Consider the following 24,009-nt stretch of genomic DNA (forward strand, 5'->3'; position numbering starts at 1 on the left):
CCCGTGGCTTTCCCTAGTTAACTAGGAAGGTCCTTTTCTTATGTAACAATCATGGCAGGATAGTGGAAGAGCATTTCTTCACAAACTAATAAGTCTATTGTTCATTTCTTTTAATTTTTTTGAGGAAATAGTAGAATATTCTTATACATATTAGAAGGCAAATATTAAATACAAGGAGGTAACGTTTTAATTGGGGAAGAAAAGCAAACATATTAGCTATATTGAAAGTTTGTTAAGTGATGGAGAGACAGTATTACAAGCCCATGAGTGTTTTAAAGAAGGAGTTATGGGTGCAATTGTACTTACTGATACAAGATTAATTTTTGGTAGTAACGGTTTCTTTACTGGGGAATCAATAGATGAATTAAAATATGATCGACTAGTTTCTGCAGAATTTATAAATAAATTTGCAGATCCTAGCCTAAATATTTATGTTAAAAATTCTCAACAGGTCATTAAAATAAACGGTTCTTCTAGTGAGTATTTAAATAAAACCAGAAGCATAATTACAAAAAAAATTGAGGAGTACAATAAGGAGGTAATAACAGAGGACAAACCAAGTTACTCTATAGCAGATGAACTATTGAAAATAGCTGAATTAAAAGAAAAAGGACATTTAACGGACACCGAATTTGAATTATTAAAAGCAAAAATTATTAATCAATAAATGAACAAAAGAAAATGTCTCTTGGCTACCAATTGGTAGCTTTTTCTATGTTGCTAATGGAAAAACATAAGTAATACACATATAACAGCTATTTTGTGAATATATTCACTTAAACAATAGGGGGCTATAGTTTAAGAACCGTCTGCTGTTCTAGCAGGTCTTTTTTCTTCCAAGCAGGTAGTGGAATGAGAACGAACGCTACCTTAAGTGGAAAAATAAAAAGAAAACCAATCCTTTTTAGGAACTGGTTAGTTTATTGACCGAACCTTAAAAGCTCAAAGGTTCAAATATTGGCGAGGTGTACCATAAAAAGCAACCTGTCTATATTGCGGATAAATAGATAAGTAGTAGATAAAGATGGGTGCATCAACGAGGAAGGGATAGTTTATGTAAAATGATCTGTCACCATAGACAATGCCATTAAGTGCAGTGGCCATTTCCTTTTTGATTATTTTAAGACGAGTGTCTGCAACTTCTTGACTGAACTCCCCACCATCTACATACACTTTTCCTACTAAATTTAATCGTCCATGGGAATCTTTTTTCCATTCTGCTAATACTTCGTCACGCATAGTCGGGTTAATGGATCTATAATTGTATACATATCCAATATCTAAAAATAAATCTGCTGTAATATCTGAATGCGTGAGAGTATATTTCCTTCCTTCAATTGGCTGAGCGAAAGTGGCAGGTGGAATAAGTTTTACGGATAATTTCTTTGGATCAAAAACATACATATAATCCCCCTTATATTTAAGATGAATGTGCTTGAGCACACGATGATGGTCGTTGCGGCGGTTTTTTTCTTCCTCAACTAAAATGGCAGCATTCTCCTTTAATAACTGAAAAAACAGTTTATGGAAGAAAAATGGAAGTTTAGAGTAAGAAGGAACGAATATGAGTATTGATGTGTAGCAAAAAGTTTATACCAGGCTATTACAAAATGAAAACTAATTTTCATTTTGTACTACATGTAAATTATATATATCATAAAAAAGGGGAAAAGTTAAATCGTTTATCAACAGGTTGGATTATAGTTAACATTAATTAAAGGTTTAACTCATTTAGTTCAACTGTTTATAGAGGGACTTTGTCTAATAATGAAAATGAATTTTTGAAAATTCCTTTATCAAAATTGATGTATCAGAATCAGAAACTTATGTTTAGATGATTATTTGTTTTGTGTTTTACAATTTCTGGCCTGTGAGATGAGCATCAAATAAGTCTATAATTTCAATGAATCTTTCTGCTTCTCTAAATGTATGGTCGGCTAAAAGTGGGTGGATATTACTTTTTATTCGGCAAGCTTCGATTAAATCCCTAGCTGTCTTCTTGAAATCCCTTAAAGATGCTACAGATATTCTATTCTGATTCAAAAATTGATCTAAGATCGGCACCGTCTCTGATTGCGGTCTCATGGAATCTAAATCGATTGCCTGAAATACCAACTGGTCAAAATCATGGCTAAATTCATTCGCTTGTTGTACTAATTTTCTCTCAGATGGGTCTAAAAGATGTCCGATGAATTTAGCGTGGTCGGCCATAATTCTTAAAAAGAACACATTCTCTTGAATGATTTTATCTGGTTCAGGGGTGAGCTTTCCATCATTAAGTTCTTTAAGCCTATTCGCAAAAAAAGCCGCTTCTCTGCTAATATGGTCTACTAACAATGGGAAGTTATTTGACCGAATTTCACACCTTAAAGTTAACCCTAGGACTTTCCTTTTGTACCCCCAAATGTCAACTGCTGCTTGATAAACCTCACTGTTAAAAGCTTGGATTTGGCGAATATCGGAGTTGTCAGAAAATCTTGCTAATTTTTCCTCTATTCGTTCAAAACGAGCAATAAATTGTTTCGCTTCTTCTATCAATTGTTGTTGTTCATATGTAAATCCAAGGCTTAAAAACAAAGCATGTTCCTTCATAATCCTTGACCAAAACTGTATTTCATCCAAGGATCTAGCGACAATAGGGTTAGCCATGGTTTTCACCTCTTTTTAGACTTTATGACACGATATGTGGAAGAATATCTGTCCTATTCTTAATTTTTAATATTTAACATTTAACCTTTTGTCAAAATGCGCTGTAGGGAATTTTCGTAAATGCAACTTTCTATATCGAACACGGAAGTTGTAGAACATCGCCAGGCATATGGAGGATTAGTCTAGCTGGGAGGGAGCAACTGACTTTTAATCAGTAGGTTAGGGGTACAAGCCCAAGTCGATTCTTTCCTGTCCAAAAAGCATGGTGTTGGCCGTGTTCACGTTCATATTAAACCATGTTAATTGGTACTTTACGAAAAGAAATGAGATAAAAGAGAACTGATAAATTCACGTCTTTTTTTGTGCGGAAATTTGTTAGAAAACAGTTTCTATTTATATACTGAGGGTGTGTAGAGAGAAAATTTGTGAGTGATAACACTTAAACAACTGGGGGTGTTAACTCAGTAAATCTGGAGTATGACGTTACAAATTCATAGAGTTTAAAAGAAATTGAGAGTCAATATAACCGATCCTTATATATGGATAGAATGGGATATTTATTTGGTTGATTATGAAGAGGGTGGTCATCGATAAAAAGTAAGAGTTAAAAGTGCGAATTAGAGTTTTACCTAATAACGAGTCAATGATGTCCCTGAGAAACGCATTTAAACGAAATTAGATGACCGAATATACATCTTATTAATGTTAATTCGCTCTGAGAATCCTCATTTCTGTTTGGAAATCCCTATAACACCTTGATATATAAGGATTCTTGAGGTGTTTAACCGACGAAAAAATATGAAAATCTAAGCGGGAATTACTAGAAAAACAAAGTTAGGAAATAAATAGATTATCTGAATTTATTTAGTGAAAAATATCTTTAGCTTTGGTTGTCTTACTGTTTTTGTTCATTTCTAATATGAATATGTTTTATCTAATATTTAATGTGTTTAACCCATGAGCTTTTATACAAAAAAAATTTTCTTCTTGATTGCTTCTCATGAGTTATTTTCTATGTATTATATCCCATTTGACTAACTCATCTTTCCAATTCAACTCTATTTTACCTTACTATTAACACTAATCGCATATAATATGTATTATATGCGATTAAATGTCATTTATATGGAAGTTAAAATTTAAAAGATCTATTATTCTTTATTCAAGTAAATTCAGATTGCTCCTAGAAGCGTATTTAAGGAAGTTAGATGAATAATAGGTCATGAAATATAACTAATTTCGTCTGAGAGAGTAATTAAATCTCAAATAACCACTTATAAATCCAGTAATATCAAGGGGTTGTTGGGATTTTCTTTAAAAAATTTTAATAAACTTGATAGTCCATTTTGAACTATTTTGTCTTAAATTTTTATATAGAATAATAATCTATCTTGAAGTCATAAACCTAACTTTATGTAAATGATCTTAGGGTCTCAGTCCTAAAGTAGAAATTAATTTGAAGGGCTCTAATCATGTCAACTGATTGTACTTTATACTTAGAAAATCTATAGAAATTGAAAAGATAAAAGATTAATATCGGTAATATATCCCATTACCTAAAAGTGATACTTTTTTTTTGTTGTTTATAGTAACATATACCTATGTGGTTTTATTTATGGAAATAGTCTACTGTATTCTTTATTTATCAATATTAGTCTTTTAACTATATTCACGTTTTTCTTTACAGTGGTTACTACATATTAAGTAATATTTTGGAAAAGAAATCAGTACAAGAGTAAAAGAAACCAATAATGAGAAAGAAAGGTATATTGTACTAGTTGGTTCTTAATATGAGGTTACTTTTTAGTTTACCTCATTTCTTTTTCTCTTTTCATTGACTTTACCTTCCTCCGCACAAAATTACCAACTTCATTCAATCTTAAACCTAGGTTTGTGTTCCATTAGAGCATATATAGCGTTAAACTCAGCTCAATTCTAAATAATTAAGGATAAAAATAAATTTATTACTTTGAATTCGAAATAATGGAAAGAATGCTTATGAAAAATCAAGAATATGTTAATAGCACTTACAGGTACTAAGAGATTTAGGGATAACCATTAACATAGATGATTTTGATACAGGTTATCGTTCATTAAGTTATCTCGATATATTAAATGTTGAAACTTTAAAGATTGATCAGTCGTGTCTTTTATCATTTCCATAGCAAAAGGTCTAGAAATGAATGTTATTGCAAAATGAGTAGAAACGGTAGAACAGATAAAAGTTTTGAAGGGTTTGGGCTGTAAAGAGGTTCAATGATTTATTTTCCCCTGGCTTTTCCCTGAAAAATGAAAATTTTGCCCAATAAAATGGAAGTTTAGAATCTAATTTACTAATGGTGAGGCTCTTATTATTAGAAAGAAAATACTTCTAATTTGAGTAAAGAAATTGGATAGAAGTCATGATATTCCTTTTTAAAATTCAATGGATAAAGAGGAAGTACTTAAATAAATAGTTCATTATATTTTTTAATTACGAAGGTGATTACTAAAACAATTGGTAAGTATAGTTACACATATCTTTAGTAAAACGAAAAGTAATATTCCAAAATATTATAGGTAACAACAAGTATGAAAGCCATGCTTGATATTATTTGACGAATAGGCAGGTATGTGAAACTAAATGTAAAGTCCTTGGCGTTAAGATAAATATATTAGAAAATTTTATAGGAAGTTACTGATGGAACTTCTTTGGAGGATAGATTTATGAAAAGTATAAAGTATAAATTAAGTCTTGGTTTTGCTATGGTTTTGGTTTTAATTTTAATAATGGGTATCGTAATAAGTAATGTGTCGAAGGAACTGAATAATGATGTTGAAGAAGTACTTGCTGGAGATGTCATGCTTATGACAAATATGGAAGAGTTAAATGCTAATATTTCTCAACAAATAGGATTTATAAGGGCATACTTCCTCTACAAAGACGAGTCTTATGTGGAAAAATTTAACCAATATGTACAAGAGAATAATAAAATCGAGCAAAACCTTAATAAAATTCAAGGAATTGAAAATCAAAAAACATTAACTGAGATTTTAACTCAAAGTAATTCATGGAGTGAAATAGTTAAAGCAGATGTTTTTGCTAATTTAGAAGGGAAGCAGGACATTGAAAAAAGCGAATTGAGTTCAGTTGAAGATCAGGCTACTTATTTAATGGAGAACATAGAGCAATACTTATATGGACTTATAAATGAAATAAACAGTGATAGAATGGAAATGATAGCAGATGGCGATTATATAATAAGAGTTATTTGGGTGTCTGTAATAGTAGTTTTAATACTTGGTGCCTTGATAAGCCTGATATTATCTAGAATGATCGTACAACCAATAGTAGAGGTAATAAAAATCCAAAAATTATTATCGGAAGGAAACTTAGCTGTGCCAACAATAAAGAGTAAAACTAAAGATGAAGTTAATGTCTTGGTTACTTCCGTAAATGACATGGCACTAAAACTTCGTGAGTTAATCTCAACTATTAGAAACACATCTGAAGACCTTGCTGCATCATCTGAAGAATTAAGTGCTAGTGCTGACCAAAGTACAATGGCGAGTGAAAATATCTCCAAAACTATTCAGCAACTTTCATCTGGAGCTGAAAATCAACTTGCTAGTATTGAGGAAAATTCCAAAATAATAAATAATATTAATGAGAGAACAAAACTGATTTCCAACAATGCGGAGGATGTTTTAGAGACTGCCATAAAAGCGGCTACTATGTCAGGCCGAGGGAAAGTATATATTAATAATATAACTAACCAGATGGAATACATCGATAATACTGTTCTATCTTTATCTGATTCTTTTATGACCTTGTCAAGTCGCTCTGTGGAAATAGGAAGTATTGTAGAAGTAATTACAGGCATATCCGCCCAAACGAATCTACTAGCTTTAAATGCAGCAATAGAAGCAGCAAGAGCAGGAGAGCATGGAAAGGGGTTTGCTGTAGTAGCTGATGAAGTAAGAAAGCTAGCTGAAGAGTCTGCTCTTTCTGCTGAAAAAATTGCTAAACTTGTCTTGCAAATTCAAAATGATACCTCAAATACTTTAGATACCGTTAAAAATGCTGCTGAAGAGGTTAAGCAAGGCAAAATGGTGGTTCAGGAAGCAGGAGATACTTTCTTTGGAATTGAAGTTTTAATAAAGGATTTCGTACCTCAAATTGAAGAAGTATTAACACTAGTTAAAGACTTACTTAGTGGGACATCTGATGTTGAATTATCAGTTGCCGAGGTTAAGGAAGTTGCCAAAGATGCAGCCCTACAGTCTCATACAGTAGTAGCAGCTACTCAAGAGCAACTTGCATCCATTGAGGAAATTAGTTCGTCTTCACAATCATTGGCAACCCTAGCTGAGAACCTACAATCGCTAATAAAACAATTTAAAATCTAATCTTTAATTTATATACTTACTAAGCAAAAACACAAACACTAAGTAAAACCTACTCATATATATAGTAGGTGATTCTTTTTCCCTCTTTAGATGGATGTACCACTTGGGTGCATCCATCTTTATAATATTTACTGTGCTATTATTTTATCTGTACTGCTGTACTCTACAGTACACTTTATTTTTGTGGGTAAATATCCATTCGAAAAAGGGCAAAGAGTAATATGATATAGTGTTCAGCCAGTAATTAAATTTTTTTTACGTTTGCTCCTCTAATACGATTTTGTCAACCTTGAAAAGGTTGACCCTTTTACATAAGAATCTGTCCTCTGTTCATCAAAGGCATTGGTGTTTCTTTATCTTCACGCTGTATTTGACATTCTTGCCACTCTATTTCTCTAATTTGGAAATTTGCAAAAAAACTCAAAGTGTTTTCAAACAGATTTAGAACCTTTATTTAATTTCAAAAGTTTTTTCACCTAATTTATCGCCACCAATACCCTGTGTAGCAATTAATGTTACAGGCGTTTCTAAATCATCTAATTCATAAGCTACTGCATTTTTAACTGTACCATTTTTTTTAATTGTTTCTAATTGAGAATCAAGAAATTGGTCATCTGGCAGTCCACCAACTTCAAGAGTATTGACTGCATTAGGGTCATTGTCTTGTACTGCTTCAAATACTGCCATCCAACCAGTAGTAGGGTCAATATCTTTATCACTTAAATTAGTTGTATCATACCAAATTGCAAACACCGGTTTTTCACCATATTCATTTCCTTTTTCACCAACTTGAATAACTTTAGTGTCTGTAATTTTAATTTTTAAGTCATTTAATTTTGCTTCATTATCTTTAAAATAGAGTTCATTATTAGTCTCTTTTTCCTCATTTGTATTTTCTGTAGTTGCTTCTTTATTTGCAGAATTAGAACCATTTTGTGTTCCTTCATCTTTATTGCCGCAACCAGCAATTAGAGATAGTGTTAGTGCAGAAGTTAATAATAAAGTTTTTTTCATCATGTTACATTTCTCCTTATGCATTAATTTTATTATTATTATTCGTGCAACTTTTTATGAATATTGTTCTAATGTTTAGTAATTATATTATTTCCTTTTTATATTGTAAGTAATCTCCTAATGTTACCCCCTGAATAGGGTAGGGGGAAGTAAAGAAAAAACTAGCAGTAGGCATTATAAAAAAAGCACCATAATAGGTGCTTTATGAAGCTCCTTCTTTTACTTCGAATTTAGCTTCCGTATAGTTAATCACTTTTCCATTTGGATCATCGCCTTCGAATTGAACTGCAGTAACTGTATGTGTTCCAGTATCTAATAAATTTCCTTCTACATCTAAACTAGTTTGGGTGAGCTCTCCTACTTGTTCTGCTTGCACAAATCTTTTATCTGCATACACAAATGTTTGTTTATCTCCTTGGAAATTAGCTAAATCCATTCCAATCTGTTCCATCAATGTATCTTGTTGAACAATAAGTACAGGGACATTACCATCTTCAGAAGAACCAGAAGCAGTAGTAATTGTTACAGTTGCATTCCCAACTTGTTCGGAATCTTCCGGGAATGGATATTTCGACTCCTCTTCGTCCACTTTTTGATTATCATTTTGTGTACTATTCTCAGAAGAGGAATTATCATTATTTTTGTCTTGAGAGTCATTACCACAAGCTGTTAAAACAGTAGCTAGGAAAATCATTATCAGCAATTTTTTCATATTGATGAAATTTCTCCTTTCTATCTTTTTGGTGGTTTGTACTTTTTTACATATAATTACGATTCCACATAAATGTGTTAATTATGCACTACAAACTTTTTCTTTCTTCCCTAAAGGTATTGTTTTATGTATTTGATACAATTGCTGTTAAAAATAGCTGAAAAAGAAAACCCTTGTATTGCCGAAACAATATTAGGGTTACATTTATTTTTCTATATAATTCCTTCGCAGGGTGCTAATTCATCTTTTTTGTAAATTTTTACTGTTTCTAGTTGAATCGTTGGTAGCCACACTTGAATTTTCTTACCTCTGACAATCCTCATATACATAAAATGTTCGCACATATTTGAATTCTATACTGCATCTTCACAGTACATTAAGGCTCTTCTATCATTTTTTTCATATTAATTCCTTCCCCTTATATACATTTTTAATGTATGGTTAATTTATAACCATAGAGCTTTCTCATTTTGAGTACTTACAGTCTTAACTATCCCTAACTAGGTATACATGACTATATACCTAGTTATTAGGGATAGTAGTGACTTAATTTCAATAATTACATTCATCTAACCACTAAAAAAGGATTGTAGTCGATTTAAGATGATTCAGAGTGGTTCTACATCGAATGTTTAAAATGAGCATTTCATATATAGTAGAAGGGTAGTTATCCAGTGCCACAAACCCTTTATCTTCTTTAGAGTGTTAAAAGGGGGGGGGCAGAAAGCTAGAAAAGTGGATTGAAGAATTCATAAAGTGAGTTATACATATTTTGTGTTGGATAAGGAAAAATAAAGATAAAATGAAGATTTTCAATGCGTATAGTATCTTCTAGAAGGGAATGAAACTTGTGAGTTACTTAAAAAATGAGGGCGAAACACTTCATCATCCAAGGCTTACTGCCCCAGAGATTGCAAATATTTGGACACAGTTTCAAAATGACTCAATGGCTATTTGTATATATAAATACATGCTTATTATTGTTGAAGATGAATCAATTCGCCCAATATTAGAACTAGCATTAAAATTAGCAGAAGGTCACATTACAAAAATTAAAGAATTTCTTAGTAAAGAAAATTTTCCTGTTCCTCATGGCTTTAATGAAAAAGATGTAAACTTAGAAGCTCCACGCCTATTCTCCAATGAGTTTTGTTTGACTTATACCTACATAGCAAGTATTCATGGCTTAGCGGGATATGCAGCTGCATTATCTAGCAATATGCAACGTGATATAAGAGAATATTTTGTTCAATGCCAAATCGAAACAATGGAACTGTTTAACCTTTCTTTAGATTTACTATTGGAAAAAGGAATAGTGTCAAGACCACCATTTATTAATCCACCTAATAATTATGAGTTTGTTGAATCAAAAACCTTCTTAAAAGGGATATTTGGAGTAGAAAGGACACTAAACTGTATTGAGATAAGTAATATATACTGGGATATAAAAAAGGGACAATTAGACAAGGCACTGTGTATTGGGTTTGCTCAAGTTGCAAAATCGCAAGAGACTAAGGATTTCTTATGGCGTGGGGTAAAGATAATTAGTAAGCATGTTGAAATTCTGGAAACATTATTATCACAAGATCAATTGCCTTCCCCTAAATCCGAAGAAGCGGAGATTACTAATTCAACGATTTCTCCATTTTCTGATCGTCTGATGATGTATCAAAAAATGGTAATAGGATCTACACAAATAGGACTTTATGGAACAGCAATAGGAACAAGTCAGAGATATGATTTGGGGTTACAATTTTCTAGATTATTAGTAGAGCTTGCAGATTTCTTAAAGGATGGTTATAAGCTAATGATAAAAAATAACTGGGTTGAACAAGCCCCATTAGCTGATGATAGGGAAAAACTCTCAGGTCAGAGATAGGATAAATTTAAATAAGCTATTCTTACTACATAATAAAACCCATCAAATAATGATGGGTTTTATTTAATCCTATATATAAGCGAATTTTTCCTAAATAGGAATATTGATTTTGTATAAGGATCTACTATTTCTAATAAGCCATTTTCATGATATAAAAAGCAAAAGTGGATTTTACTGTTATATATTACCTTTTGACCGAAAGGTATTTCAGTATTTTGAAATTGCTTATTGGCAGTTGGTATATCTCTATTGTTAATTTTTTCTTGTCCTTCTTTACTTGTTATAAGGGAAGTTGACTAAGAAAAGTCTAAAAGGACCCTATATATAGTACGTTAGTTTATGCTAAACATAACATTGAATTTGCTCATAAGTAAATTTAAATAAAACTTATCTACTGATAAATATTTAGGAGCACGAAATCTTAATTCTGTTTAATTTTAAACAAAGGATGGTTAATTGTTTTTGGTGAGTGGGTATTATACTTTCTTCTCTAAAACCAAACATTAGGGATTTGAGAATCAGGTCTATATTCTTGGAAAGCATTGTTACGATAAGAACAAAAAAGAGAAGCTAAGCTGATACCATACTTTCGCGGACATTGATAAAGGGAGGAATAATGCTTTAATTTTGTATGGTAAAAACATGCCAGGTTTGTTTAATTGGAGCGTCTAAATAAGGATTAGAAAGAAAATTGAACGTCAACTTAGAGAACCTGGAGGTTTACATGAGTGGCACTTAGTTTCAAGAGCACCGCAATTTAAGTATTGGAATAGTGGTGCTGAAGAGATTAAAGATTTAAGAACAGCTATATCTGACGTTAAATTCGTCAATCCAAACGGTGTTCATGGTGGATTAGGCTCAACTAAAGCACATAATGAATTGTTAGCAATAATAGATACTTCTAGCGACTATAATACATTTGTTAGACGACTTAATAATTGGGCTAATTATAGATTAGAGGGTGGAGTTTCGTCTTTACCACAAGGTCTAAGATTAAAGTAGGAGGATACTATAATGGAAAAACAAGGATGGGTTTCAATTTGGTTAGGGAATATTAACGATGAGGACTCAATAGGAGAGTATGTAGATTTAACGTATGATGAGGATGGCGAGTCTGTTCCTTCCCAATTCTTTATCGATTTTAATATTGATATGGATGAAACAGATGAGGATACTATAGAAAAAGCGGTCTATAAGAATAGTAGTAGTGATATTTCATCATTATTAGATGGGTGTTCGTATGAAGAAATTGTCATCCCAAAAATCCAGAAAAGTATAAACCTAAAGAAATCATATAATGCAGTAATTTTAATATATAATTTTGAATACAACAACGAAATTAGTTCAACTGGTGCTTTTCATTTTATTGCTACTACAAATTATGAATAAGAGAACCCTTAAAGGTGCTGATTAGTAAGTCTTCAGGCATTAGGGTTGAAAGAAATGAGCGCTGTAGATATGGAAATTGCTCTATATGTAACCGAAAAGGAGAATAATGCGCAGACATTACACCAATAGCTATTTTTTTAATAGTGAAATTAAAAAAACGGTGCTCGCATCCTGAATTTTAGGAGGTTAATCATTGTTACATGTAGAATACAAGTAAATTAGAATGTTTTGACGATGATTATATGGGGAGAATAACTTGATCAAGAACTTCTTAGTAATTAAACATTAAACGTTTTCGGACTTTTTCCATTTGGTTATAAAGGCGGAGTCATTAGATGATGCCTCTACTAAATTCATAGCCTCTAATGATTATGATGCTACAAAGGGATATATTATCCATCCTTTAGTAAACTATTCGTTTGATGAAAATAATAGGATATCAGTTCCTGAAAACACACCTAGCAGATTTGTCTTTGCCGTACAAGTAGATAATGATGCTCATCATAGAGGGTATTTCTAATGGAAATTAAAACATAGACCTTAGCAACACGGAAAGTTCCTTATATCCACTGGATTGGTATAAATCATATTAGTGTTTTTAAATAATAAGATTGCTAGTGGATAATACAAAGGAGTCTAGATGAACGGAATAAATTTAATAGGATGAAATTAAAAAGAAAACATAATAAAAATTACTGTCTTGCTAAAATAAAATGAATCAACTAGGATGTTTCTCTTGTTGACCCTTTCTTTATTTATTTAAAAGTAGTTTATTCTTTTGTAAGTAAGAATATAAGAAACGGAATACAATTAATCCAAATAATTGGTTCCTAATATATTCATCATAAGATTATCTATATCTGCTGATTTATAAGTATATCCTACAATTATTCCATCTGTAGCTTGAAGTATTTCTATAGTTAAACTTACTAGTCAGCCGATAAGTATTACTTTTTTATATTGTAAGTTTGGGAGAAAGACAGTTTAGCGTAAGCTAGTTGATAATTCCTAACCAATTTCCTATTTAAACACCCCTGCATAAAAGTGGTAAAAATAAAAAACTGCCTGTTTGGAACAGAGGCGGTGGAGCAACCGAATAGTTATGGGAAAGGTGGTTATCTAAATGAAATTTGGTGAAAACACTCAATTAGTAGAAGAAGTAATGGATTTCATTCGTAATGATAAGATGTTTAATAAGAATAACTTTCATGTAAATAACTTAGAGGTAATAAATGATTTCAATGAAGCCCAAAACCTTGCCTGGTCTCAGGACTCAAGTGAAGTTGATACTGTATGGGAATATGTTAAATCACAGGAAGCAGAAAGTATTGTTGAAAAGGTATATGATTTAGATTTAGTAACTCAGCAAGATGATTTATATGATTTTTTTAGTGACCATGATAATTACTCGAATGACTTTCTTCCTTTTGATTATATTGATATTAATGAGGAAGTTGAGGGAGATCTCACGATGTGTGCATTAAATCGATTAGTTAATGGGAAAACAGATAATTTTTATGAAAAAATCTTTGAAGTTTATAAGCAAGGAGGTTGGCCTTGTGGGTGGAAGGGGACATACCCTATTGGTGAAATTATTGTGTATGTGCCTTAAATTAAATGAATTTCAAACCTTGATTGGCAAAGTGCCTTTCAAGGTTTCTTTTTTGTGGTGGGGCCACCTAGTGACTCATAGTTCATTTTTATTCAGAGAATATAAGTAACGCTTTAAATCCCCATATTATGCTTTTACGAATTATATAGTACGTACAACACCTTTAAAATGTATGCCCTATTTACCCTTTATTTTGTTAAGCAAATAACCATAATAACATTAGATACCACCATTTCTATTCTTCGAGCCCAACCTTCGCTTTCCCCCTATCTTTTAAATTTATTCGCAACTTTTACGTACATAGAACGATTACTAGTACAAGAGGACTACTCCACCTCGATTAACTCCTGAATGTCGATGTCTAACACTTTGCATACTGTTTCTAATGTTGATAGATATACCCTATCTACGTTGTCTGAACAAAGATGGCTTATTGTATTAGGGCGAAGCCCTGTCATTCGTGCCAATTCACGTTGTGAAAGGTCACGTTCTTTAAGGATTTCCTTTAGCTTGATTGTAATAGGCATGGTACTTCCCTTCCTCTTATTCATTTGAAAGTTATCGGATATATTCGAGTATCTACACAAGGTCAAGCAAGGGATGGATACAGCCTTGCTTACCAAGAAGATGAAATAAAGGCAAATTGTCAGGCTCAAGGATATACGCTTTTACGCTTATTTAAGGACGAGGGTATCAGTGGGGCTAAAGTAGACGAAGAAGCGTTAGAAGTGGACAGATTAGGCTTTCAGGAGATGTTGGAGTATCTCACCAATCAAAAGGTGGATTATGTTGTCACACTGAATACAAGCCGTTTATGGCGGTCAGACATTGTGAAAGTGTTAGTTCATCGTGAATTGAAAAAGTATGGAGTTGACATTCGGAGCATTGAACAACTGCAATACAGTATCCATAAGAAAGACCCTAGAGATTTTTTAATCAATGGTTTAATGGAGTTATTAGACAAATATCAACGATTAGAAATCTCTTTAAAGCTAGGGAGAGGGCGGAATAAGAAAGCCCAACAGGGCGGCTATTCAGGTGGAAATGTCGCATTAGGCTAAAAAGTGGAGAAAGGTAAGAAAATCCTTGTGATAGATGATAGACAAGCCAAAACCGTACAACGAGTGTTTGACTTAAAGGAACAGTATCCTTCATGGTCATTAACTCAACTAGCGGAACAACTGAATGAGGAAGGTCATCGAACAAAACAAGAAAAGTTGTTTACTAAAGTCCAAGTCAAAAGGATTTTAGATAGAAAAGCCTTTTATAGTGGGTTATACCACTATGGTGAAATAACAGCAGATGGCAAACATCAAGCCATTTTATAACGGTTAACAGATAGAGAATGGATAGGCTTTCGTACCCTTGCGAGTCCCTAGAGACTAACGTTCGACCTAAGGTTGCCGACATTCTCTGACTTGCTTTATCCGTTCAATTCTAGTATAGGGGTGAGGTTTTCTGATGAAACGAGATAAGCATATTTATATAGGATTAGATTTACACAAGTTTCAGCATACAGCGGTAATATTGGATTGTTGGTTTGAGAAGTTAGGTGAGATGACTTTTCAAAATAAACCATCTATTTTTCCTAGTTTATTAGAATTTGTAAGTAGATTTCTAACAGAAGGTTTGACCCCTGTATTTGGATTAGAAGATGTGGGCGGCTACGGAAGGGATTTAGCGTTATATTTGATTGAATAAGGTTACATTGTGAAATTTGTTAACTCCTCTTTATCCAATGCAGAACGTAACAGCTATGCAATGACACATAAGAATGATAGTTGGGACGCTCAATGTGTGGCAAGGGTTTTAATACGTGACCTACCGTATGTACCTGAAGCTACACCATCTGATATTCATTGGATAATCGCTCAACTTGTGGGTAGAAGAAATGCTTTAGTTAAAACACAAACATCCTTGAAAAACCAACTGCATATGCAATTAAACTATCATTATCCAAGTTACAAGGATTTCTTTTCAGAAGTAGATGGAAAAACAGCTTTAGCTTTTTGGGAAAGCTACCCTTCACCATCTCATTTGGAGGGGGAAACAGTAGAGGACTTACGGAAGTTCCTTAGAAGTGAGTAACAATGCTTGTTCCACTAGAAAGGCAGAGCAAATATTAACACTTGTTCGAGCTGATGGTGAAGTAAAACGAGAATATCAGACATCTAGAGATTTTATCATTCAAAGCATGGTTAGAAATATCAGCTATAGCAAACAGGAGATTAAGAAGATGGATAAAGAGTTAAAGATAACCATTCAAAAGCTAGGTATGCAGCTTGAAACTATGCCAGGGATTGATACGGTTACTTCCTCTGCATTAATTGCAGATATTGGTGACATCCATCGGTTCGCAAACTCTGACAAACTAGCAAGATATGCAGGAATAGCCCCTATTAAAATGGGGTCGGGCGGTAAGGAAACGATGAAGAAAACAAAACAAGGTAATCGTAAGTTATACGACACCTTTTACAACTTAGCTGTCCAACAAGTCCAAGTATGAAAGGAAGTAAAATTCCTCGTAACCCTGTCTTTTACGATTATTTTAATCGGAAACTAAGTGACGGCAAATCCAAGTCACAAGCCCTTCTTTGCATTATGAGAAGATTAGTCAGAATAATCTATGGTATGATGAAAAATAAAACGGCTTATATCATACCTGAAATGCCTGAAACAATAGCTAGTTAAACAATTAGGATGGTGGTTGAATAACTGCCATCCTTTCATGAAGTACAATTTTAGATATTCCTAAGGGTACGGGTGAAGTTAATAGGCTTATTCCTGAAACTCCCGGAAAAGTAACAGGAGGAAGTTCTACAAAACTAGGGAAAAATATGTTTGAAGAAATGGGTTTGCCTAAAACTACAAAACGAACTCCTTATCAAGCACAACATATTATTCCTAAGGAATTTAGAAGTCATCCTGTATTACAAAAAATAGGCATGGATATGGACGATGCTTCAAATGGATTTTTTCTTCGAGTTCCAGATGCAGATGTTAGTGTAACTTCTAGACATAAAGGATATCACGCAGTTTATAGTAATTTTGTGAGAGGAAAATTGGATGAAATAGATATTAGACAAGATATATCTATAATAGAAAAACAAGTTTTTGAATTGCAACAAAAGTTAAGACTACTTCAAGAAAAGGGATTACCACTATACATGCAGGATAATTACCTTGAAAATGAACTTAAAAGGATTAAGGAAATTGGAATGGAACAATACAAAAAAGAAAGAATGGACAAAGAGGTTACGACCCCTGTATGGAAAAGAGGAGGAGGGGCAACAGTTGACCTTTGGGAAAGGTGGTATAATAAGTAATGAGCTATGGTGTATTTAATAATTTAGTTGAAGAGGTAATTCGGTTCTCGAAAAATTTCCAGAGCGAACTTACTAATAATATATCTAATAAAATTGTTATTATTAATGATATAAAAAAAGCAGAGCATTTAGCTTATGATGAGATTTTTGGCGAGGATGAGTATAATTGGAAAGATATCAGAGAATTGGAAATGAGTGAAGTTTGGGGTATTTATTACGCAATGTCAGAAAATGAAAAGCCTAAAGGATTGGAAGGATTATTAGAAGTTATTGCTGATAATGTGAGAAAAAGCTCATTTAAATATAGTATATTTTATAACGATGTTGTTGCTGACCTTACTAATTGTGCTATTAATAGAGCGATAAACGGAAAGAGTAGCTCTTTTTTTGAAGAATTGTTTGAGGTATATCAACTCGGTGCTTTTCCTTGCGGTTGGAATGGTGATTATCCTGAAGGAAAAATTGTTGCTTTTAAATTAGATTAATGAGTATATTGCCTGAGAGACTAGATGAAGTTCTAGGAGAAGAAATATATAAACGTGAAGATAGCAATCTAGTACAGGATGCTTTAATAAGGCTAGGTGTAAACGCATCGGATACTTTCCAAGAATTTTATATCCAGTATGCAGGACCTTTTTGGGAAGAGCATGTACCCTTTGAATTACTAGATATAGCAGACGAAGAAAACAATATTGAATCATACACACTCATTTCTAGAAAAGAACATGGTTTTCCGAAGCAATATCTGGTTTTAAGTGAAATGTCAGCAAATGCTGTATTAGTACTAGATACTATAACAGATAAAGTTTATATAGTTAATTTTGAGGGTGGAGATGAACTACTTATTAAAGGTGAGTTAAAGGAAAGTTGGTCATCGTTTTTTGATTTCTTGAAGGCATATTTTAATTGTTAATTATGGTCCAATAAAAGTTATTTCAGAGATACTTAAAACCTTGATTGGTAATATACCTTTCAAGGTTTTTGACTTTAAGAACTTTATGGTTAAAATAATATCACTTTTGAATCAAAAACTCATGATGGTTAGCAAACTTACGAGATTGGTTGCAGTGACATTTAAAAAATACAGCCACACTTACTACTCGATTTATATTTGCAAACGAGAATGACAAAGCAAGTAATGCTAAACGTGGCAACATACAAACACGTAAAGCTAGTAACAAAAAGAAAGATGTGTGAGCAACATAAACAATTCTTAAATGAAATTCAGAGCTCATGAAGGTAGTACCATCATGAAGTATTGTATATCTAACAATGCTACAGAATCTATTAAAATCAACCCTGATGGTACAAAAGATATCAAATATATAACTCAATTTCCTGATGGGAAACTTTCGAAAATAAAAAATAGTACAATATTTCCTGAAGGTTGGAGTGATATTAAAATCTTAGATAGTATAACTGATATTGGTAATTCTCCTCCAATAAGTATTAGAGGTAGAGATGGAGCAACTTTCCATAGGGGGATTGTTGATGGTGTAGAAATTGATGTTATTAAAATAGGTGATACGGTAGTTAGCGGCTACCCAACAGGACAAATTAATGCTCCATTACCAGGTGGATTTAGTAAATAGAGGAGGAAAGTGAATGTACGAAAAAGTAGATGAAGTATTATCTGAAAATAGCGCAGATAATTATTTTTATGACGATGAATTTATGTATGTGCAAGAATTGATGAGTGAGTTTACTAATATTGATTGGGAGAATTTAATTCGAGGATTAAAAGATAAAGATGATAAATATAAAATTAGATTAGCCTACTGTATAGATGAAGATAACGGAGTATATGGATTTAATTTATTATTAGATTTACTTAATGAGAGTGATGATGTAGCTGAATATGCAATAGATTCTTTACGTTCTTTTGATGGTGAAGAGTATAAAAAAATAATTGCTTCTAATAAGCAAATAAAGGACAAAGTAGAGAAATTACTAAAAAATGCTAGTTTACCTATTGAAAGGATTTTAGTAGCATTTTTACAACAAAACAAATTATAAAAATTCGTAAATATTATTAAACTTAAAAAATGTACAAAATCACTTGATTTCCTATGATTTGGGGTGAATTGTAGCTTTATGGTGAAATGTCTCAAATCTTGTGAAAGCTAAAAAGTCATACTATATTATTGAATAATTAGATGATTATATAGTGAAATTAATTGATAAGCATTATGAAAAAATAGACATAGGTGACTAGTATCTGAGTCAATAAATCCTAATACAATTCTTAAACCTTGATTGGCTAAATACTTTTCAAGGTTTTTTACTTTAGTTTAGATTAAATCAGCTGATATTTGAGTGAGACAATAAGAAGATGATTTGTTTGAGAATCGAGAGCTCATGATTACCAAAGAAAACTAAAAGAAGGCAAAACAAAGGGCCAAGCATTGGTTTGTATCATGTGAACAATGTTTAGCATGATTGAAGCAGTAAAGCCTATAAATTGCCGTGCACGAGAAAGAAGTAGTTGATAGGGTGGTAAAATGACAAATTTTTTTATATTTAGCTTTTAAGATTACAACATAGGGTACGGATTAATCCGGGGCAGACAATATCGATTACATGCTACATACAAGGAAGTTCTTAAAGTTACAGAGTCAGCTAATCCAATAGTAGATAGTTTAATATAAACTGGAAATTAACCTTCAAATTATGTTAATAAGGATGTGGCTGTATATTAAACGGCTGGAAACCGGGAAAAGCGCTTAATAACTATGTATCTGGTGGGCAACTTGGTGGAGATGTTTTTAAAAATACTACAAATGTGCTACCTAATGCACCTGGAAGAGTGTGGTATGAAGCGGATGTAGGCCTAAATAACACAATGGCAAAAAGTAAACAGCCCGGTTCAAGACTACTTTATTCTAACGATGGGCAAATGTATATAACTACTAATCATTATAAAACAGTTCATTTGATCGGAACTTATAAATAAAGAGAGGGATTATATTGATGACACAGGAGAATGAATCAAAACAAGATAAACTTATATTGGATGTGAGTGCAGTTCAAAATTCGACTGATTTTCATTATTTGTTAAAAAAGAATCTTGATTTACCCGATTTTTATGGAATGAATTGGGATGCATTTTGGGATGCAATTACTGGACTAATTGAATTACCTGAAACTTTGATTTTTGAGGGATGGAGCAACGTTGAAGAGAGACTACCAAAAGATTCTCAAATCTTCATTAACCTCTTAAATGATTTTAACGAACAATATCCACATTGGAAATGTAAAGTCGTTTATAAATAATATTTTAAAACCTTGATTGGCTAAATGCTTTTCAAGGTTTTTTACTTTAGTTTAGATTAAATTGGCCAAATTTGTATGAGACAATAAGAAAATGGTTTGTTTGAGAATCGATAGCTCATGATGGTTGTACCAACAAGGCATTCTGTTTTAGTACCGTGATTGTGAAAATAATTAGATAATTATGCGAGATAGCATTTAAATCTACTGGAGAAGAGTTATCGAAGCTAGAATCTAATTCGATTATCTTTAGCAGTTTAATTGGGAGTGTTTATGGTTTTAGAGGTGGGAAGATTTCTGGTAGGTCGATTAAAATTTCTAAGGTTGATTTGGCTAAGAACAGGGAGAAGGTTAAGAGGACGGATCGAATAGTTAAGGCGAAGGAAACAAGTAAAGTTTATGATGCGTTTAGGAAAAATCCAGCAGATCCATTAAAAGAAATACTTGGAGCCGGGAGACAATCACATCCGGAACAGTGGAATAGCATAATTAATACTATGAAATCCCAGGGAGTGGAGGTAGTTTATAAGGATGGTGTAATGGCATATTCTCCAAGTAGGGGAAATCCAGGTCAGTTGGTCATTGACAAAAATTCTTCAATTGGTGTATTAATACATGAATACACTCATTATTTAGATGATATGAATCAGGGTTTCCCTGGTATGAGCTATCTAGAGTTAAGATGGAATTAAATGCATATATGAGAGAAGTAGAATTTGCTGAGAGTATAGGGCGAAGAGATATAGCGAATATGTTATTTGAAAATTATATTGCAGAGCGGGGATTATTAACTTCTCATTTAAAATAAGAGAAAAGGAGACCAAACGATGAATCTAGTAGATAAAATTAACGAAGGGAATTGCTCCGCTGATGAGCTGGCAAAATTATTAGATGACAATAATCCTATAATTTTATATCATGTTATGACTGCAATTGGAAACTATGATATATATAATGAACAAGTTAAGAAAAAATTATATGAACTAACTTTCAAACGGGGAACAACTGATAAATTGTTAGGAAATTATAAAATTGGTGACTTAGCAATTGTAACCTTACAAAAGATTGGAGAAAATATAGATAGTACTTCATACGAAAATTTAGATGACTTTGATATGAAAATGCTTTTACAACTAACAAAAGAAGTAGGTTGGTAATTTTTTAAAAAGTAAAATTAAAATCTATGCAATGTTAAACCAAGAAATAAACTATTAGAATGGCAGTTGCAAATAGTTATTATAAAGCAAATGAGTACTGGGTAATTTCGTATAATTATTATACGAATTCTGCAAAAGGATTAGCGACATCATCATTTCAACTAGTTGACTGTGATACACACTTTCACTCCACACAACCTTGCACTAATGACGATAACAGGCTGGTAGGATTTTAATTCATTTGTTATGATTGTTAAGCTATATAATAGCATTGGTTTTATCAATAGTATTTCTGCTAATAGGAATTTTAAAAAACTGAGATAGGAAACTAATTTGAATTAAAAAAAGGGTCAACTAGGATATTTCTACTGTTGACCTTTTTTAAATTATTCTTTTGAAAGTAAGATAGAAGAAACGGAATACAATTAATCCAATAATTGTACCTAATGTATTCATCATCAGATTATCTATTATCTTCTGCTCTGTAATTATAACCTATGATTACACGAGCTACAGTTTGAAGGATTTCAATTGTAAGGCTTACGGCAAAACCAATTAAAATAATTATTATTTAGTTTTGGTATCATGACAGGTAATGCATAGCCTAGTGGTATAAACAATAGCATATTTAAGATATATTGCTTTAATTAACTAAGAAGAAAACAGCTGGCAAAACAGGGTGAAATATGACTTCAGCCCGGCAAAAAGCTTGTAAGCAGTACATTGGTTCTGAGTATAAATGGCCACACAGATCAAGATGCAGCCAAAGCCAGCCTTGCATATAATGAGGCTATAAAAAAAGGCGAAATCAAAATAGAAAACGAACCAGAACCAGATATCTATCTTAAACAAATCCAAGCAGCCAAAGAAGGATATAATCTTTGGACTGGAGAAGAGTTATCGAAGCTAGAATCTAATTCCATTATCTTTAGCAGTTTAATTGGGAGTGTTTATGGTTTTAGAGGTGGGAAGATTACTAGTAGGTCGATTAAGGTTTCTAAGGGTGATTTGGAGAAGATAAAAGAGAAGGTAAAGGGAAATAAGGCTAATACTGAAGTTACTAAGGGTACGGGTGAAGTTTCTAATAGTAGTGAAAATTTAAGTAGAATAGAAACTTGCGTAATAAATATAATCGATTTACGAATTAAATCATAGGATTAATTTGCGTGGTATGTAGCGCAAGAAGTTGAAAGATTAAATAAACTTGGTATTTCTAAAAGAGAGATGGGGCCTGTGGTTGCTGGAACTTTTGATAAAACAACAGGTAAGTATTACTTTGGAATCAATAATACTTCAGGTAAGATTCCAGAAGGTTACACCCTTTAATAAAACAACGGATTATCAATATGCCGAGAAATATTAAAGAAGGATATACATTTACGTATGGGGCAGGATCTCACGCGGAAGTTTACTCATTAAATCAAGCGTTACTTGCAAACCCACAAGCGAGTACTTCAAATTTTATCACCCATGTAGTACGGTCTGGTAAAAAATTAAAACCGGCAGGTATGATGATGCCAACCTGTCCACATTGTAATTTTATTACTGAAGGATTTGAATTTAGTTCAGAGGTGAAAAAGATTGGAAAATCAAATTGATATATTAAGTAAAGAATATGTTATGGAACATGGGACTGACTTTGACGAAGAGTTATGGTTTACATCTTACAGTGATGAAGTTTTAGATAATCCTGAGGATGAGAATGGGAAACCTTTTACCGGTTTAGCTTATGAATTATATGATAATGGTAACTTGATATACTATACAAATTATGTAAAAGGTTTTATAGAGGGTGAGTTAATAGAGTTTTATAAAAATGGCAATTTAAAATCAGTGAAAAATTTAATTCATGGACAAAGTAATGGTACCGAAAGAATCTGGTATGAAAGTGGAGAATTAAAATTTGAAGGAGAATATAAATTTGGTATAGCTCTTCATTATATAGAATGGGATACTGAAGGCCGTATCATAAAACAAAAACTTTCTCCTAAAGAAACAGATTTAAAATTGATTGAATCTTTTTCTAAAAGTGATACTCAATGAAAAAGGTAGAATTAAATAATATGAAATTGATAAATGAATTTACCAATATTCAGAATGAATTGTTACCCAAAGTAAATCTTGAGAATAGCTTTGACGTTAATGAAATCAAAACCATTGCGGGAGTAGATCTAGCTTATTGGGATGTAAATAACACGACGTATGGTACATGTTGTATTGCTATGATTGATTATTTTACAAAGGAAGTTGTCGAAAAAGTATATAGTTATGGAGAAATAAATGTTCCTTATATTTCAGGATTCCTCGCTTTTCGTGAGTTGCCTTTAGTAATTGAAGCTGCGAAGAAATTATCTAATGAACCTGATTTATATATGTTTGATGGAAATGGGTATTTACATTATCGTCATATGGGAATTGCTACTCATGCTTCAATGTATTTAAAGAAACCAACAATTGGCGTAGCAAAGAGCTATTTAAAAATAGAAAATGTTGACGCTATGATGCCTAAAGACGAAGTAGGTTCTTACACTGACATTGTAATTCATGGTGATATATATGGTAGAGCTTTGAGGACTTCGCACCGTGTAAAGCCAATCTTTGTTTCATGTGGA

The 24,009-nt window shown here is 32.4% G+C and carries 24 protein-coding genes and 4 pseudogenes; 23 read left to right on the forward strand and 5 right to left on the reverse strand.

Annotated elements, in window-relative coordinates; translation table 11 throughout:
* Positions 1 to 190 precede the first annotated feature (190 nt).
* Positions 191 to 667, forward strand: coding sequence for a PH domain-containing protein (locus ACLIJJ_RS26210; RefSeq protein WP_411411951.1), 477 nt, complete (start codon positions 191 to 193; stop codon positions 665 to 667).
* 275 nt (positions 668 to 942) lie between these two features.
* Here the strand turns inward: ACLIJJ_RS26210 and ACLIJJ_RS26215 are convergent, their stop codons facing one another.
* Both ACLIJJ_RS26215 and ACLIJJ_RS26220 read right to left on the reverse strand, forming a co-directional pair.
* Positions 943 to 1,404, reverse strand: a complete 462-nt coding sequence (locus ACLIJJ_RS26215; RefSeq protein ID WP_411411952.1) for a staygreen family protein — start codon at positions 1,402 to 1,404, stop codon at positions 943 to 945.
* Positions 1,405 to 1,854: 450 nt separating this feature from the next.
* On the reverse strand, positions 1,855 to 2,649 hold the full coding sequence (locus tag ACLIJJ_RS26220) for a DUF2935 domain-containing protein (protein ID WP_411411953.1): 795 nt from the start codon (positions 2,647 to 2,649) through the stop codon (positions 1,855 to 1,857).
* Positions 2,650 to 4,688: 2,039 nt separating this feature from the next.
* Here ACLIJJ_RS26220 and ACLIJJ_RS26225 point away from each other — a divergent pair.
* Both ACLIJJ_RS26225 and ACLIJJ_RS26230 read left to right on the forward strand, forming a co-directional pair.
* Positions 4,689 to 4,814 (forward strand): annotated as a pseudogene (locus ACLIJJ_RS26225) (EAL domain-containing protein); the annotation flags it as partial.
* Positions 4,815 to 5,355: 541 nt separating this feature from the next.
* Entirely contained in the window at positions 5,356 to 7,038 is a 1,683-nt protein-coding gene (locus tag ACLIJJ_RS26230; RefSeq protein ID WP_411411954.1) for a methyl-accepting chemotaxis protein, read from the forward strand.
* Between the two features lie 450 nt (positions 7,039 to 7,488).
* Here ACLIJJ_RS26230 and ACLIJJ_RS26235 read toward each other — a convergent pair whose 3' ends face one another.
* Together ACLIJJ_RS26235 and ACLIJJ_RS26240 are read right to left on the reverse strand one after the other, a co-directional pair.
* The gene (locus tag ACLIJJ_RS26235; RefSeq protein ID WP_411411955.1) at positions 7,489 to 8,055 is read right to left on the reverse strand and encodes a DUF5067 domain-containing protein; all 567 of its coding nucleotides are present in this window, start codon (positions 8,053 to 8,055) and stop codon (positions 7,489 to 7,491) included.
* Positions 8,056 to 8,254: 199 nt separating this feature from the next.
* A complete protein-coding gene (locus tag ACLIJJ_RS26240) occupies positions 8,255 to 8,764 on the reverse strand; it encodes a hypothetical protein (protein WP_411411956.1) in 510 nt (169 codons plus the stop codon).
* A gap of 850 nt (positions 8,765 to 9,614) precedes the next feature.
* On the opposite strand from ACLIJJ_RS26240, the gene ACLIJJ_RS26245 reads away from it, so the two are divergent.
* The 5 genes and pseudogenes from ACLIJJ_RS26245 (at position 9,615) to ACLIJJ_RS26265 (ending at position 13,644) form a co-directional block, all read left to right on the forward strand.
* Positions 9,615 to 10,643 (forward strand): DUF3231 family protein, encoded by a 1,029-nt coding sequence (locus tag ACLIJJ_RS26245; protein ID WP_411411957.1) that lies wholly within the window; start codon positions 9,615 to 9,617, stop codon positions 10,641 to 10,643.
* Positions 10,644 to 11,318: 675 nt separating this feature from the next.
* Positions 11,319 to 11,645, forward strand: a pseudogene (locus ACLIJJ_RS26250) (T7SS effector LXG polymorphic toxin); the annotation flags it as partial.
* A gap of 12 nt (positions 11,646 to 11,657) precedes the next feature.
* Complete coding sequence (locus ACLIJJ_RS26255; RefSeq protein WP_411411958.1) at positions 11,658 to 12,032, forward strand: immunity 22 family protein; 375 nt, start codon at positions 11,658 to 11,660, stop codon at positions 12,030 to 12,032.
* 310 nt (positions 12,033 to 12,342) lie between these two features.
* Entirely contained in the window at positions 12,343 to 12,552 is a 210-nt protein-coding gene (locus ACLIJJ_RS26260) for a hypothetical protein (RefSeq protein WP_411411959.1), read from the forward strand.
* A gap of 603 nt (positions 12,553 to 13,155) precedes the next feature.
* On the forward strand, positions 13,156 to 13,644 hold the full coding sequence (locus ACLIJJ_RS26265) for a hypothetical protein (protein WP_048019165.1): 489 nt from the start codon (positions 13,156 to 13,158) through the stop codon (positions 13,642 to 13,644).
* Positions 13,645 to 13,970: 326 nt separating this feature from the next.
* On the opposite strand, the gene ACLIJJ_RS26270 is transcribed toward ACLIJJ_RS26265, so the two are convergent.
* A complete protein-coding gene (locus tag ACLIJJ_RS26270) occupies positions 13,971 to 14,171 on the reverse strand; it encodes a helix-turn-helix domain-containing protein (RefSeq protein WP_026906918.1) in 201 nt (66 codons plus the stop codon).
* Positions 14,172 to 14,195: 24 nt separating this feature from the next.
* On the opposite strand from ACLIJJ_RS26270, the pseudogene ACLIJJ_RS26275 reads away from it, so the two are divergent.
* The 15 genes and pseudogenes from ACLIJJ_RS26275 to ACLIJJ_RS26345 form a co-directional block, all read left to right on the forward strand.
* Positions 14,196 to 14,972: pseudogene (locus ACLIJJ_RS26275) on the forward strand (recombinase family protein).
* A gap of 133 nt (positions 14,973 to 15,105) precedes the next feature.
* A pseudogene (locus ACLIJJ_RS26280) lies at positions 15,106 to 16,335 on the forward strand (IS110 family RNA-guided transposase).
* Positions 16,336 to 16,481: 146 nt separating this feature from the next.
* The gene (locus ACLIJJ_RS26285) at positions 16,482 to 16,970 is read left to right on the forward strand and encodes an AHH domain-containing protein (RefSeq protein WP_411411960.1); all 489 of its coding nucleotides are present in this window, start codon (positions 16,482 to 16,484) and stop codon (positions 16,968 to 16,970) included.
* Entirely contained in the window at positions 16,970 to 17,455 is a 486-nt protein-coding gene (locus ACLIJJ_RS26290) for a hypothetical protein (RefSeq protein ID WP_411411961.1), read from the forward strand. Before ACLIJJ_RS26285 ends, ACLIJJ_RS26290 begins: the two co-directional genes overlap by 1 nt.
* The gene (locus ACLIJJ_RS26295) at positions 17,455 to 17,883 is read left to right on the forward strand and encodes an SMI1/KNR4 family protein (RefSeq protein ID WP_411411962.1); all 429 of its coding nucleotides are present in this window, start codon (positions 17,455 to 17,457) and stop codon (positions 17,881 to 17,883) included. The genes ACLIJJ_RS26290 and ACLIJJ_RS26295 overlap by 1 nt, the downstream gene beginning before the upstream one ends.
* A 304-nt stretch (positions 17,884 to 18,187) precedes the next feature.
* On the forward strand, positions 18,188 to 18,562 hold the full coding sequence (locus tag ACLIJJ_RS26300; RefSeq protein ID WP_411411963.1) for an EndoU domain-containing protein: 375 nt from the start codon (positions 18,188 to 18,190) through the stop codon (positions 18,560 to 18,562).
* A 13-nt stretch (positions 18,563 to 18,575) separates the two neighbouring features.
* Positions 18,576 to 18,986 carry a hypothetical protein gene (locus ACLIJJ_RS26305; protein WP_411411964.1) on the forward strand — a complete coding sequence of 137 codons (411 nt, stop codon included), beginning with the start codon at positions 18,576 to 18,578 and terminating at the stop codon, positions 18,984 to 18,986.
* Between the two features lie 766 nt (positions 18,987 to 19,752).
* Positions 19,753 to 19,923, forward strand: coding sequence for a hypothetical protein (locus ACLIJJ_RS26310; protein ID WP_411411965.1), 171 nt, complete (start codon positions 19,753 to 19,755; stop codon positions 19,921 to 19,923).
* Positions 19,924 to 19,940: 17 nt separating this feature from the next.
* The gene (locus tag ACLIJJ_RS26315; protein ID WP_411411972.1) at positions 19,941 to 20,243 is read left to right on the forward strand and encodes a barstar family protein; all 303 of its coding nucleotides are present in this window, start codon (positions 19,941 to 19,943) and stop codon (positions 20,241 to 20,243) included.
* Between the two features lie 326 nt (positions 20,244 to 20,569).
* On the forward strand, positions 20,570 to 20,932 hold the full coding sequence (locus tag ACLIJJ_RS26320) for a hypothetical protein (protein WP_411411966.1): 363 nt from the start codon (positions 20,570 to 20,572) through the stop codon (positions 20,930 to 20,932).
* Between the two features lie 135 nt (positions 20,933 to 21,067).
* Positions 21,068 to 21,397, forward strand: coding sequence for a hypothetical protein (locus ACLIJJ_RS26325; RefSeq protein ID WP_411411967.1), 330 nt, complete (start codon positions 21,068 to 21,070; stop codon positions 21,395 to 21,397).
* 723 nt (positions 21,398 to 22,120) lie between these two features.
* Positions 22,121 to 22,552, forward strand: coding sequence for a hypothetical protein (locus ACLIJJ_RS26330; protein ID WP_411411968.1), 432 nt, complete (start codon positions 22,121 to 22,123; stop codon positions 22,550 to 22,552).
* 191 nt (positions 22,553 to 22,743) lie between these two features.
* Positions 22,744 to 22,995, forward strand: a complete 252-nt coding sequence (locus tag ACLIJJ_RS26335; protein ID WP_411411969.1) for a YwqJ-related putative deaminase — start codon at positions 22,744 to 22,746, stop codon at positions 22,993 to 22,995.
* Positions 22,979 to 23,440, forward strand: coding sequence for a toxin-antitoxin system YwqK family antitoxin (locus ACLIJJ_RS26340; RefSeq protein ID WP_411411970.1), 462 nt, complete (start codon positions 22,979 to 22,981; stop codon positions 23,438 to 23,440). Before ACLIJJ_RS26335 ends, ACLIJJ_RS26340 begins: the two co-directional genes overlap by 17 nt.
* On the forward strand, positions 23,437 to 24,009 hold a 573-nt coding region (locus tag ACLIJJ_RS26345; RefSeq protein WP_411411971.1), incomplete at its 3' end, for an endonuclease V. The genes ACLIJJ_RS26340 and ACLIJJ_RS26345, both read left to right, overlap by 4 nt.

Source organism: Niallia laureatilytica (assembly GCF_046613985.1).
Taxonomy (GTDB): domain Bacteria; phylum Bacillota; class Bacilli; order Bacillales; family Cytobacillaceae; genus Niallia.